The sequence below is a fragment of the Chryseobacterium sp. MFBS3-17 genome (assembly GCF_020687745.1).
Classification (GTDB): Bacteria; Bacteroidota; Bacteroidia; order Flavobacteriales; family Weeksellaceae; genus Marnyiella.
Genome location: NZ_JAJEWK010000012.1, coordinates 1 through 14,408, shown reverse-complemented (window position 1 = coordinate 14,408; position 14,408 = coordinate 1). Strand labels below are relative to the sequence as shown.

The 14,408-nt window shown below is 34.2% G+C and carries 12 protein-coding genes; 1 reads left to right on the top strand and 11 read right to left on the bottom strand.

The window, feature by feature from the left end; genetic code table 11:
• The 11 genes from LKO26_RS10375 to LKO26_RS10325 form a co-directional block, all read right to left on the bottom strand.
• Complete coding sequence (locus LKO26_RS10375) at positions 1 to 1,086, bottom strand: glycosyltransferase (protein WP_227587794.1); 1,086 nt, start codon at positions 1,084 to 1,086, stop codon at positions 1 to 3.
• Positions 1,086 to 2,192, bottom strand: a complete 1,107-nt coding sequence (locus LKO26_RS10370) for a right-handed parallel beta-helix repeat-containing protein (RefSeq protein ID WP_227587793.1) — start codon at positions 2,190 to 2,192, stop codon at positions 1,086 to 1,088. Before LKO26_RS10370 ends, LKO26_RS10375 begins: the two co-directional genes overlap by 1 nt.
• Positions 2,179 to 3,255 carry an EpsG family protein gene (locus tag LKO26_RS10365; protein ID WP_227587792.1) on the bottom strand — a complete coding sequence of 359 codons (1,077 nt, stop codon included), beginning with the start codon at positions 3,253 to 3,255 and terminating at the stop codon, positions 2,179 to 2,181. The genes LKO26_RS10370 and LKO26_RS10365 overlap by 14 nt, the downstream gene beginning before the upstream one ends.
• Before the next feature lie 134 nt (positions 3,256 to 3,389).
• Positions 3,390 to 3,911, bottom strand: coding sequence for an acyltransferase (locus LKO26_RS10360; RefSeq protein ID WP_227587791.1), 522 nt, complete (start codon positions 3,909 to 3,911; stop codon positions 3,390 to 3,392).
• Positions 3,892 to 4,773 (bottom strand): glycosyltransferase family 2 protein, encoded by an 882-nt coding sequence (locus LKO26_RS10355; protein WP_227587790.1) that lies wholly within the window; start codon positions 4,771 to 4,773, stop codon positions 3,892 to 3,894. Before LKO26_RS10355 ends, LKO26_RS10360 begins: the two co-directional genes overlap by 20 nt.
• A gap of 9 nt (positions 4,774 to 4,782) precedes the next feature.
• On the bottom strand, positions 4,783 to 5,892 hold the full coding sequence (locus LKO26_RS10350) for a polysaccharide pyruvyl transferase family protein (protein WP_227587789.1): 1,110 nt from the start codon (positions 5,890 to 5,892) through the stop codon (positions 4,783 to 4,785).
• Positions 5,889 to 7,325, bottom strand: a complete 1,437-nt coding sequence (locus LKO26_RS10345) for a lipopolysaccharide biosynthesis protein (RefSeq protein WP_227587788.1) — start codon at positions 7,323 to 7,325, stop codon at positions 5,889 to 5,891. The genes LKO26_RS10350 and LKO26_RS10345 overlap by 4 nt, the downstream gene beginning before the upstream one ends.
• 77 nt (positions 7,326 to 7,402) lie before the next feature.
• A complete protein-coding gene (locus LKO26_RS10340; protein WP_227587787.1) occupies positions 7,403 to 8,809 on the bottom strand; it encodes a nucleotide sugar dehydrogenase in 1,407 nt (468 codons plus the stop codon).
• 733 nt (positions 8,810 to 9,542) lie between these two features.
• A complete protein-coding gene (locus LKO26_RS10335) occupies positions 9,543 to 10,517 on the bottom strand; it encodes an SDR family oxidoreductase (RefSeq protein WP_227587786.1) in 975 nt (324 codons plus the stop codon).
• Entirely contained in the window at positions 10,517 to 12,865 is a 2,349-nt protein-coding gene (locus tag LKO26_RS10330) for a GumC family protein (RefSeq protein ID WP_227587785.1), read from the bottom strand. Before LKO26_RS10330 ends, LKO26_RS10335 begins: the two co-directional genes overlap by 1 nt.
• 4 nt (positions 12,866 to 12,869) lie before the next feature.
• Positions 12,870 to 13,673 (bottom strand): polysaccharide biosynthesis/export family protein, encoded by an 804-nt coding sequence (locus LKO26_RS10325; RefSeq protein WP_227587784.1) that lies wholly within the window; start codon positions 13,671 to 13,673, stop codon positions 12,870 to 12,872.
• Between the two features lie 483 nt (positions 13,674 to 14,156).
• On the opposite strand from LKO26_RS10325, the gene LKO26_RS10320 reads away from it, so the two are divergent.
• Positions 14,157 to 14,408, top strand: a 252-nt coding sequence (locus tag LKO26_RS10320; RefSeq protein WP_227587783.1) for a hypothetical protein, incomplete at its 3' end; no start/stop codon positions are given.

The window sequence follows — 14,408 nt, the reverse complement described above, 5'->3', positions numbered from 1 at the left end:
TTATAATTCTTTATAAAATTCATCAAATAATAATTGATGATTAAATTTTTCTATAGTTAATTTTTTTAATTGTGAATCCGATTGAATTTTACTTAAAGAAGCATTTTCAATTTGCTTAATAAATGCATTTTCGTCCAACGGATCAAATAAACAATGATAATATTTTTTATATACGGTTTCTTTAATAGAAGGTATGTTTGATGCTAAAAAAGGTTTACCTAAGATCATCGCTTCAATTAAAGAATTGGGTTGTCCTTCGGTAATGGATGGAAAAAAATACAGATTCATCGTATTTAAAAAGTCTGGAATGTCATTCCTGTTCTCAAATAAAAGAATATTTTTTCGTTCTTCAGAAGTAAGAGTCTTCAATAAATTCTCTTTTACCCCTTTACCACATAGAATAAAATAAATAGTTGTATTCTTATTTACAATCTTTTTTGCAACATTTATTATAGTCTGATGATTTTTTGCTTCGTTAAATCGACCTGTATGCCCCACAATAAAACCATCGTCTGGTATATTAAATTCATTTCTAAGGTTTTTTAAATTACCATCGAAAATAGTAGCATCTATTCCATTATAGATGACCTTCATTCGATTATCTTTTAACTTTTCTCCAAAGAAAAATTGTAATCCATAAGAGGAATTTGCCAATATGTGAGTGCTGTATTTTAATACCAGCGAATTATAGAACTTATTAATTTTCATTTTAAAAAAAGATTCTTTAAAGCGATTGGAAGAAGATCGATAAAAAACAATCCTTTTTTTTATCCCTGCTTTTTTAGCAGACCATAGTACCGGGCCTGCAAAATTTCCGGTAAAATCACAAATTGAATAGTCAGAATAACCTTTTAACCATTTATATAAATTTATATAATCTTTTGGATGTACAGTACCTATCGTATTTTTAATAATTTTAACATTAGGAATTTTTTTATACTCTTCTTCAAGTATACCACCTTTGCCTCCTTTACAATAAACAATAATATCTGAAAATTCAGTATGTTTATATTTAAGAAATCGTAATAAATAATTCTCCAATCCACCAGAATCTAACCCTGTTACAAAAAATATGGTTTTAGTCATTATTTAGCTAAATTAATTATAATATTCTTTCTGTCTTTTGTAACTCTCAATAATTCTTTATTATGTGCATTTTTATTTAAGGGGTTTTTTATATTGACATCATTCAATTTTATATAAAAATGCTCCCATTCATTTCTTCTTATCTGTATAGGCTTTAAATTCCCTTCCACTTCTAATCCATTAAATGTAATACCTCCTTTAATATTTTTAAATCCTGAAGTTATCTGAGCAATTAATAACCCAGTATTTTTTGAACCAATATCTTTAAAATTTGTAACTTCAAAATTTACTTCTTTAGTAACTGTTTTACTTCCTTTTGCATTCAATCGATCAAAAGATATCATCATCCCTCCACTTTTGTTGTAATATGTAATAATATTATTTAATTTGATATTATTCATTTCGTCTCGAGAATCATTTGCTTCAAAATCAATCCCATATTGAGGACTAGTTCCTTGATTAAATGCTGAGGTAATATTATTCATTAATAAACCATCAACACTTGTTATACTAATACCATTCCTTCTATTGTTATAAACAATACCATTTTTTAGGGTAATATTAGAGGAAAATTTGTTATTATCTCTACCTATATAAATACCATCTCCCCAACAATTAGAAATATTAAAATTAGAGATTAAAACATTTTTGCTACCTAAAATATTAATTCCATGTCCCCATTCACCTTTATTACCTGTGTGACTTTTACGATCTCCTATAATATTTGGGTTAATAATTTTTACATTATTAACATTAATAACATTGATAACCCCGTATCTTTCCAAATCATTGGATTCCATTACTAACTTTGTGTATTTTTGAAAAATAATAGTACTGTTATCTTTCAAAAACAATCCTTTTTTTGATATGTAAATTTCTTTATTTGGTAAAATTATTTCCTTATTTTTATCTATATAATCTTGTATAATTCTTGTCGATTCTTCGCCTTTTTGGTTTTTATTAATTCTTTTCTCTAAATTAGATTTTAAATTTGTACTATAGGAATTACTATAAAAATTATACTGCGCAGGAATCTTATCTTGTGCAATTACTAAACTAAAATTAAAAATTAATAACAGTAATATTAAATATTTAGAGAAAGTCATGAGGTGAAATTTTATTTGTGATTAAAAGTATAATATTCCACATTTCTTTCATTTTATAAGATGCAAGAATATTATATCGCAATACATTTATATCTACAACAAAATTTATAAAAAATAGAATTCCTAGAATGTACAAATATTTTAATTGATTTTTTGAATGTAAACATCTAATAAAAATTACACTTAAAAACAGTACTTTTAATACAATAACGTATCGATTAAAAATTATAGGTACAGAATAGGTAATATTTACAAAAGCAGTAAATACAACTAAGATTTTAGTTAATAGGTCTTTTTTATCCTTATTAATAAATAAAATAAATACGTAGAGAAAATAGATCCAAGCATTTCTTAAAAAAGTCAGAATGATTGAATTTTTTGAAAATTCTACCTCATTATTTAAATAAGCATCTGCTTTATTTCCATAAGTTTCTGGCATTTCTAAGAACCCCAATATGTTAGCTAATATATTTTGGGGTAAAAATAGAAATATTAATGATATAGCTAATATTAATTTAAGATTTAGTTTTTTCTGAAAAAAGAACGTTATTATAATTGCTGGTATAAAAAAAGAAAAACTAAAATGAGTTGCAATAGTAACTACTAAAAGAAGAATTCCTTTGGTTCGATTTTTATCTATAAACAAAAAATAAATACTCCATATAAAAATGGATAATGCGAAATAGAATCTAACTCCTGACAATAAACCTGAATAGGATAAAGAAAAGATTGTAATTAACACCATAAATGGTGTCAATAGTAATCTTTTAGATTTTATTAAATTTATTTCTAAAATTTTATTACAAAAAGTTAATATTGAATAAACTACAAAAGTAGAAATGATAAAAAAAAGCCATTGTATATTTACTTTTGATTGCGCAAATAAATACATTAAGGTTTCAAATATAAAATCAGGCCTTTTGGTTAAAACTAAATATTGTAAAAAATTTTCTAAACTTATTTTTTCAAAATATTCAAATCTTATAAAATATTTAGCCTTATCATTTGTAATTGTAGGGATGTAAAGAAATCCTAAAAATCCAAATAATAGTGAAATTAACATTATCACATTTTTATCCCTTTTTATCGTCTGTAAAATAATTAACGGAACTGATAAAAAAGGTGAGAAAATGAATATGAACAATGTTTCTAAATATCCTTTAGTAAATTTCATTGAATTGAATTGAATTTATATTATTATTTTCTTATAAAATAATTATCTGCTAAAGCCAGTAATATTTTTTTCTTTTCCTTAGCTGATTTTCCATGAATTGGTATATTAAAATTTTCTATTTTATTTACAAAATCATCTATATTACCAACTATTTTAGCAGGATTTCCTGCACATATAACATTATCTGGTATTGATTTAGTTACAATTGAACCTGCTCCAACAATTACATTATTTCCTATGGTTATACCAGGCATAATTTTAGCATCATCTCCAATATATGTATAATTACCTATTTTTATTTTACCAAAATTTTCTAAATTCTTCTTATTATATTTTTTTCGTACAGACCATAAACCTCCATGTGTATAAAATGCTACATTATTAGCTATTCTACAATAATCACCAATTTCAATCAAATAAGCTTCTGTTGGAAATCTTTTAGTAGAAATTAAACAATTATCACCAATTTTGACTCCTAAAAATTTTGCATATTTTTCCGGACTATAAAATTTCTTTTTATATTTTTTAATTATATTTTTTAACATATTCTATATATATTTTCTTAGGAACAATCTTTAAAAATTTACGTTCATATTTATTAAAATATTCATTGTTTAAATACTCTTCTTTCTTTGTTTTATCCCACCTGTTATATAACGCAATTTTATTAATTTTATAAATAATAGATACTAAAATTTTTCTATCATGACAATTTATTAATTTTATATAATTCTTTAATCTATCAAGCATTGTTAAAAAAAATAAATTTTGATTAGTCCTTGTTAATGAATTTATATTATCCAAAGTATATATTGATAGACTTTTATTTATATAATATGGTGATTGATCAATACAACATAACTTATACCATACTTCTCTATCTTCTGAGTTGTTGATTCCTTCTGTAAAATATAAATCTTTGTATTTAATATATAATGATTTATTTATACACACTGCACTAGTATGGATTTTAATACCATTTAACAAATCAACGAATATATTTTCTAGTACACCTTTTTTATGGTAAATAAAATTATATTCTTTAATTGAGTTTCGGGATGTATAGCCAGAAAATAACCAATTTAAATTTTTATTATTAATTATTGCTTTGTTATATTCTTCCAAATGATTTTCTTTCCATAGATCATCTCCATCTAAAAAAGCAATCCATTCTTTGGTTGCTTCTTCTATTCCTTTATTCCTTGCACTAGATACACCTCCATTGGGTTTATCTATAATGCGAATACGTGGATCTATTATTTTTTCAACAACCTCCAAACTGTTATCTGTAGAACCATCATTTACTAGTACAATTTCAAAATTTGTATAAGTTTGGTTTAATACAGATTTTATTGTATTATAAATACTTTCTTGTTTATTATATAATGGAATTACAACTGAAAACATTTGTTCATTTTAAAGTTTAATATCAGTAAAATTAAGTCTTGCTTGCTCAAATTTTTGTTTAAGTTTTGTTGGTGTTTTATAACTACTATAGTCGTTACACCAGTCCAAAACTATTTTAGATTTTTCTTGTACATCAAATTCAGCATCGTATATTCTTGCTTCTTTACAATAACCTACATCTTCTAAAAAATCAGAACATTTTTTATGATACTCCACTAGTATAAATGGTGTTTGACCAAAACAAGCAAAAATCGCAGCATGTAACCTTGTAGAAATAACAACACTACATCTGTTTATTTCTTCCCAAATATATCTAGTATCTTTATTGTAATCTACTATGGTATATCTCTTAGGCTTAGATTTATTTATAACTTCTTTGGTTATTTTTAAATCACCAATTTTTGGATTACCATTGATAATAAAAAATTTGAATTCTACCTCTTCATTTTTATCAATTACTTTAATTAACTCTATTAATTGATTATTTCTTCTTTCTTCATTTGCAATATCACCACCTAAATGAACAGATTCATATGGACAAACACTAATTCCTATAATTTTTTTTTGCTTTTCTTTTGTAATAGAATAATTATAAATTTCCGGTATTAATGCAGCCATATCAAATGCATTAACAGGATCATAATTTGTTTCTAAACTTTTAACATAGTCATAAGATCTTTGATCTCGCAAAGCAATAAAATCTATTGATTTTAAATATTTTTGAACCGCTTTTTCATCTTCAATAGTTTTAAACGGACCAACAGATACTCCTATCGCACCAATTTTAATATTTTTACCTTTTTCTTTTAATTCTAATGCAATGTGTTTAGGATTATTAGGTTTCAGTATACTATGGATTGTTGAACCTCCAGATGATATTAGATATTGTGTATTATTAAGTAATAATTTTTTCTGGAAACCGTATGTTTTTGGAAACTGCAATGGATATCCTTTTACTAACTCTATTGTTTGTGGTAGGTTTTTTTCTATTGCTATAAAACGATTATTAGTTTTATTCCAATATTTTTTTGCTCCCCAAGAAGTTACCTCTACAAAGGCATCATCACCTGTATTTCTTTGACCATAAAATCCTGCGAATAATATATCTGTTTTTATCATCTTTTTAATACTAATTTTAAATCATTTAATAAAGCTTTATTAAATATATACACTAAAGGAATATACAATATCAAATATATAAAGATAATTCCTACAATTTCTAAAATACTGCTTGTTATGAATGTCTCTAATATATCTTTTATAAAATATATGATAAGCATAGGCAATACTGCAATCATAATAATGCTCAGACTATTCTTCACCTGTTGTAAAACAGAGTAATTAATAAATTTCCCACTAAAATAACCATTTAAATAAGCAAAGAATACATTGGTAATACACAATGACCAAACTATTGCATTTATACCAAATGGTATGCATATTAAAAGAGATGTAACTCCAATAATTTTTTTAATCACTTCTACCTTCAAAAACAAGTCACTTCTACCTTTAATTTTTAAAATATTTAGGTTATAAGTTCCTATTGGTAAAAAAATTGATGCAATACATAAAATTTGAAAATACGGTACAGATGGCAACCATTTTTCTCCAAAAACAATCAGAAACAAAGGTTTGGCTATTAATAATAAAATTAACATCATTGCAGCAGTAATTGATAAAACTAATCTCAACGCTGATTGATATGCCTTTTTAAGTTTCATATCATCATCTTGTATCGTTGCAAATAAGGGGAAAGTTACTTTATTTAAGATTGTTGATAATTGATTAACAGGAAAAAGTCTTAAACTATCTGCTTGAGTAAAAAAACCAACATTTGATGGTGAAAACATTTTACCTATAATAATTTTATATAAATTTTGATAAATTGTATTTAATAGACCTGATAATGTTAATTTATAACCATAATCAAAATGCTGTTTAAAAATTGATTGATCAAAAATTAATTTTGGTCGCCATCTATAAAATACTAATAAAATAATCGTAAAAGATAATGCCTGCACAATATTCAATCCTACTAAACTCCAAACTCCGAATCCCTTATAAGCCATCCATAAACCTGTCAATGCCCCAATAATTACGGAGGGTAATTGATACGTAAACTGGGATTTGAAATTTAGTTCTTTTGTAAACTTTGCAATTTGTACCACATAGAAAGAGGATATAATAAATATCAAAGCATACACTCTTAATATACTGGCTAATATTGGTTGGTCATAAAATTGAGCAACAAAAGGAGCAAGAAAAAATACAATTAAATAGATGAGAATACTTATTACAAAATTGGTTATAAAAACTGTTCCGTAATCGTTTTCCGTATTATTCTTTCCTCTAATTAAAGAAGAAGTCATTCCACTATCACTTAAACTTTGACCAATTGCGATGAAAATAGTTATCATAGCTATTAAACCAAAATCAGAAGGAAGTAATAGTCTTGCTAAAAAAATTTGGACTACAAAATTAATAATTTGAACACTAAACTGCTGTAAAAATGTCCAAACTACACCTTGTTTAGCTTGAGAAATAAATCCCATAGTTAGCTTGTTTTATAAGTACAAATATCTCTTTATCAAATTGACAAAGAGATATTGAGTACTTTATTAATTTATTCTTACAATCTATTATCTGCTTGCTCTAAAATCCCTTTCACATCATAAATCACACCACTTTCTTTTAGGTATTGGTTCAAATCAAGCTCTGCAAATTCTTTATGAGCAACAGTTAAGATGATGGCATCAAATTGGTGATGAGGTGACTGGGTGACCGAGTGACCGGGTGATGGGGTGATGGTGTCGAAGGGTTGCACTTCGAGAGCCTTAGTGCCCGAAAAACATTCGTTGATGTTTTGACAGCTTTTAATGCCGTATTCGTGCAATACCTCCGCTGGGTTTGCCCAAGGGTCAAAAGTGGCTACGTTAATGCCGTAATCTTCTAAACCACGGATTACATCTACCGCCTTCGTGTTGCGTACATCCGGGCAGTTTTCTTTAAAGGTAATTCCTAAGTTTAATACTTTGGCATTGCAGACATTGATGCCTTTTTTAATCATCGTTTTCACCACTTGAGAAGCAACATATTCTCCCATGGAATCATTTAAACGACGTCCTGCCAAAATAATTTCTGGATGATAGCCGTGTTCTTGGGCTTTTTGTGCCAAGTAATAAGGATCAACACCAATACAATGTCCTCCCACTAATCCTGGTTTAAACGGTAAGAAATTCCATTTAGTACCTGCAGCTTCTAATACCGCATGTGTATCAATATCCAATAAATTAAAAATTTTAGCTAATTCGTTCACGAAAGCGATGTTGATATCACGTTGTGAGTTTTCAATCACTTTAGCCGCTTCTGCCACTTTAATACATGGTGCTAAATGCGTACCAGCAGTAATCACTGATTTGTATAAATCATTCACAATAACTCCGATTTCTGGTGTTGAACCTGAAGTTACTTTTAATATTTTTTCTACGGTATGTTCTTTATCGCCTGGGTTGATGCGTTCTGGCGAATAGCCTGCAAAGAAATCTTGGTTGAATTTCAATCCTGATACTTTTTCTAATACCGGAATGCATTCTTCTTCCGTAACCCCTGGATACACGGTTGATTCGTAAATAACAATATCGCCTTTCTTCAGCACCTTGCCCACGGTTTCGCTGGCTTTGTAGAGCGGCGTAAGGTCCGGGCGGTTATTCTTATCCACCGGCGTGGGAACGGTGATAACGTAAATGTTGGCATCCTGGATGTCGTTCAGGTTTGCGGAACAGAAAAGGCCTGTTTGAAGTCCTTCGGCTTCGCTCTGGATGACAGAGAAAGGGTTTCCCTGCACGAGAACTGCCTGCAGAATATCGTCTTCTACTTCTAAAGTAGAGTCGGTTCCCCTATTTAATTCTTCAATGCGGTTTTGGTTGATATCAAAACCCACTACCGGGTATTGGGTAGCGAAAAGTCTGGCCAAAGGAAGCCCAACATAGCCAAGGCCAATGATGGCGATCTGGTGTTTTTTTGCAGTATCTGACATGTTTGTCATTTGTTTTTATAATGTTTTTTATTATTTCTATTCTTTTTGTCACAACGTGAAGCCGAAGGATCTCGTTCGTCTCACAGCGTGTTTTTTTTTCAGAGATTCTTCATTCCGCTGCGCTTCATTCTGAAATCGAAGATTCGGCGTAGCCAATGACAGAGGTCGCTTTTTGTCATCCTGAGCGAGCGCAGCGGAGCCGAAGGATCTCTATTTCATTCTTTTGTCTTGATACAAAAGAATCAAAAAATCAAGACCTGGAAACTCGGCTAAAAAATGGAACTGAATCCTGATGATTCTAAACTCGCTCGCTCATAGTACGAAAGTTTCGTTAGTTGATGATCAGGCTCGCTTTACATGCTGGTTATTTTGACTTCTGTAGAGTAAAGCATTTTTGCCTCTCTGCTGGTTTATTTTTTTAATGGAATCGGCGAACCTTCGGTTTTTTAACGCCTCCGTTTCCTATGTCATTTTTTTTGCCGGGTTTTCATTAATTCGTGTCGTTATCCTAAGAGTCGAACATTGTCATCCTGAGTACAGACGTAGTCTGCGAGCGTAGCTCAGAAGCGTAACCGAAGGATCTCATTTGTTGTTTTTGGTTTTCGCTTCATCGTTTTGTCATCGCTCCTCATCTCCCACTCCCCCAGTCTCCAGTCTCCAGTCTCCAGTCTCCACTCTCTAATCTCTAATCTCTAATCTCTAATCTCTAATCTTCTGGTCTCGAGTCTCAGAATCACAGCCTCTCCTGATGTTCCCAATACCATTGAACTGCTTCTTTCAGACCTTCTTTAATTTTATGGGTCGGTTCATAGCCCAACAAGGTTTTCGCCTTCTCTACCGCTGCCAGTGAATGGGGAATATCCCCTACTCTGTTCGGACCGTGTTTAATTTCTATCGTGGCGATGGCCGGATCAAACTCCGTGAGGAATTCTTTTAAATAAGCAGCCAGTTCATTTAAATTGGTCCGGTCGCCTACGGCTGTATTGTAAACGGTATTTACCGCTTCGGCATTTTCCGTCAACATAGCACGTTCATTCATCTGTATGACATTGTCGATATAGGTAAAATCTCGAGAATTTTCACCAGTGCCGTTAATCGTGGGGCTTTCGTGTTGAATGAATTGTTTGGTAAACAATGGAATAACCGCTGCATACGCTCCACGAGTATTTTGGCGACGACCGAATACGTTGAAATACCGCAGTCCGATGCATTCCATGCCATAGGTTTTGGCAAAGACATCGGCATAGAGTTCATTTACATATTTGGTAATGGCATACGGCGAAAGTGGTTTCCCGATGACATCTTCCACTTTCGGGAGCGAAGCCGAGTCGCCATAGGTAGAAGAACTGGCGGCGTAGATAAAACGCTTCACGCCGGCATCCCGCGCTGCTACCAGCATATTCAGAAATCCGCTCACGTTCACCTCATTGCTGGTCACAGGGTCATTGATGGAGCGTGGCACCGAACCCAGAGCGGCCTGGTGCAGCACATAGTCCTGACCCTCGCAGGCGTTTTGGCAGGCAGTCATATCGCGGATATCGCCCTCCATGAGGGTAAACTGGGGATGCGTCAGCAGGTGTTCGATATTGTGCCGGTACCCGGTGGCAAAATTATCCAGACAGGTTACCGTATAGCCTTTGTTAATAAAATGGTCACACAAATTGGACCCGATAAAACCGGCCCCTCCGGTGATGAGAATGTTCTTCATTATATTTTCAGTTTAGAAAGGAAACTTTTCTTTTTTACACCTTCTGTATAATAGCCGTAGCCATATTTATTGCCGTAACTTAAATTTAAAGCATTTACATCATTCAGAACGATTCCTATTTTTCCTTTGGCCTTGTCCTGCATCAGATGTTTTGCAAACTCCAGCATCTCCTTATCCGTATGACCGGCACGCATTACAAAAACAAGCAAATCTGCATAATCAATCAAACTGAACGAATCACTCACCATCATAACCGGAGCACTGTCTATAAGAATGACGTCATACAGGGGTTTTAATTCCTCCAGCATCGTTCCGAATTTTCGATCTTCTAGAAGCTCTGTAGGATTTGGCGGAATGGTCCCACTGTGAATAATATCCAGTTTTTCTGAAAACGGAGAGGGAGACACAATGTCCAGCACCTTCATATCCGGATCTGCCAGATAATCTGAAAGACCAACCGTCTGAACTTCCATAAATCTTTTCAATTGGGGATTCCTGATATCAGCACCTATTAAGAGTACCTTTTTGCTTTGAGCCAGCGTAAGTGCTGTATTGATGCTGATGGTGGTTTTCCCTTCACCCTTCACGGCAGAAGTTACCAACAAAACAGGCGTTTGTCCTTTCGAAATTTTCTTGAGCATAAATTTCATATTGGTGTGGACAATCCGGAAAGCTTCGGCAAAAGAAGAAAAGTCATTTTTTCCGATGATGCCTTCATTATCCTTACCTGCATTGGGAATTTCACCCAGAATAACCGCCTCGGGAATTGCTTCGGCAATCTGTTTGCGACTGTGGATGTAGGTATCCAGCAGAAAACGAACATAAAGGAATATGAACGGGAGCAGGAAACCGATAATGGCTGCACCCAGAAGAACAATATTCTTCTTGGGAGAAACCGGGATCCGGCCGGTAAAAGCCGGATTCACTACTTTCGCTTTCGGGGCCGTTACCGCCATCGCAAGGGAGGTTTCTTCCCGTTTCTGGAGGAGATAAAGAAATAAGGCCTCCTTCAGGTTTTGTTGTCTTTCAATATTTCTGAAGATTCGCTCCTGCTGCGGAAACTTGCCCAGTTCACCGGACGTTTTATTGATTTCCGTTTGCAGTTGAGAAATTGACACCTGCAGATTGGCTTTAGATTTCCGCAGGTTTTCTCTGATGACATCCCGCAAACTGGAAATATCTTTATTAAACTGCTGTATGGCAGGATTAGACGGAGTAGCTTGCTTGGCAGTTCTGTTTCTGGTAAGCACCAACTGATTGTATTCATTGATAACAGGATCCAGTCCCGAGGGCATGCCCAGATTGGTAGGGAGCAACTGATCATTAGAAGAAGAACTGGCCGCACGCAGGACCCCATCTACCATTTCCATTTGAGTATTGAGTTCCATCAGCTTTCTGGTGCTTTCACTTGCATTCTGTAAACTGAGCTGTGCCTGTGCCTGAAGATCTGCAATTTTATTGGCTTCTTTGAAATTTTCTTTCTGAGACTCAATGCCACCAAGTTCTGCAGTAATCAGGTCCAGCCTTTCATCTACAAATTTTGCAGTGGCAACTGCCTCTTCATTTCTTTCCTCAATGCCTTCTGCATTATACTGCGCCATGATCTCGTTCAGAATATCCTCTGAACGCATAGGATCTGCGCCGATTCTGCTCAGTTCCATGATGCTGGATTTCTTCTCAGGAATCTGAACATTCAGGGATGCCTCCAGGCCATCAGCTATAAGTTGCGGATTGCTTACGACAAGTTTTACAGGTGTGGTAAGCGGAAATTCCGTTCTATGCAACACGAATGAACCAAATTTGTCCTGCACAGGTGTACCATAGACACCCGTTATTTTGCCGGTTTCAGATTGAAGTTGAAACGAGTTGCCGCGCAGTGGTGTCAGGGTGTAAACACAGTTGCCAAAATTACGCGGATCCTTCAGGTGTAAAACGGTACCTCGCACCGGTGCGTTCACATACCAGTCAGTTTCCCGTATTTTGCCCTCCTTCACAAGCTTGACATCCAGATTCAATTTTTTGACCACTTTCAGCATCAAAGGTTTTCTCTGGATGATGGAAACCTCATTATCAACCTCATTGCTTCCAAATCCTGAAGGCAATGCCATACTTTGTATATCCGAAAGTCCGGTAAAGTCACCCTTTTTCCCCCCGGTGGATGATTGTACATAGAGAGAAGCTCTGGACAAATACTGGGGTGTGGTATAGCGCAGATACAACCACGCAGCGGCCAGAGCCAGAATGATGCAGATTGCAAAAAGGGGCCAGAAACGCAGGTATCTGCGAAGCGTACGTTTTAAATCAGCGGCATTTACTTCCTGTGCGGGAACGTCGTCTAAATATTCCATAAAATTAACGTAACAGAGTAATTAATAAAGAAGCTACGCCCAGTGCCACACCCCCAATCTGAAAGAGAAGGTTACGGTTGGGATCCACATTGGCAGATTTTTTCCGGATATCGTCCGGCTGTACATACAGTACATCATTCTGGCGCAAATAGTAATAGGGCGACGACACAATATTCTTATCCGTGAAATCCAGCGCATGGGTTTGTTCTGAGCCGTTTTCGCTGCGGATCAGCATGACTTCGGTACGGTTTGCATATTCCGTCATATCTCCTGCCAGACCGAGTGCCTGAAAAACTGTAATTTTCTCTGTAGGACTACTGTATTGCCCTGGTTTGCGCACTTCACCAATTACGGTCACATTAAAATTAAGCTGCCGGATGGACACCATGGGATCCGTGAGGTATTGCAGCAATCGGGCTTCAAGATCCTGCTTCAGTTGTTCCTTGGTCATACCCTTCACAAAAATTCTTCCTATAACGGGGAAGGATATATTGCCATCTGTATCTACCAGATAACCCTGAGGGGCAGTCTGTGCCGTTTGCTGAGTCGCAATGGGATTAGCAGAGGTAGATAAATTCATCGAATGAAGGTTAAATGGACGAACGGCATAGTCATCAAAAGCTGTTACTTTAATATCCAGCAGATCTCCTTCCTGAAGGCGTGACCCCGTGTAAACGGCTTGTTGTATCTGCTGCTCCGCACTTTGTCTCTGATGTTCCATATACACCATATTTTCTTTTGGTTTACAGGAGAACAGGGCCAGAAGCAGCACCGGTAAAATATATAAAAATCTGATATTCTTCATCATTAAAAATAATTCTGGCAAAGATACATAAAAATGAATTTTAATTATGTTAATTGAATAATAATTATGGCGGGGGAGACGAGAGACGAGAGACGAGAGACAAGAGACGAGAGACAAGAGACGAGAGACAAGAGATTGAGAGATTGGAGAATTGAGACAAGAGGCTGAGAGACGAGAGACTGAGAGACTTGGGGACTTGGTGAGGGGGAGATAAGGAGATGAGAAAACGATAACGTGAAACCCAGAAAAGAAGAATGAGATCCTTCGGCTACGCTGCGCTCGCTCAGGATGACAAGGGTCGCTTTTTGTCATTAGCTGCTCTTTTCTTTCCCTTAACCCCTATCTTGAAGTAAAATCACAGCAAAACTGATTTTCCATAACCCTTACCCCTGCCCTAAAGGGCGGATTAAGGAAAATCAGTTTCAATCTCTTTGCTGCTCCCTTTAGTCCAGATAGCTATCGGGAGGGAGCTGACAAAGCACACTCATGAAAACCCAGCAAAAAAGGACATCGGAAACGGAGGCGTTTAAAAACCGAAGGTTCGCCGATTCCATTAAAAAAATAAACCAGCAGAGAGGCAAAAATGCTTTACTCTACAGAAGTCAAAAAAACCAGCATGTAAAGCGAGCCTGTAAATGCTATACATTCACCACAACAACATTAGCGAGCGAGTTTAGAATCATCAGGCTTCCATTCCATTTTTTAGCTGAGTTTCCAAGTCTTGATCTTTTGGTTCTT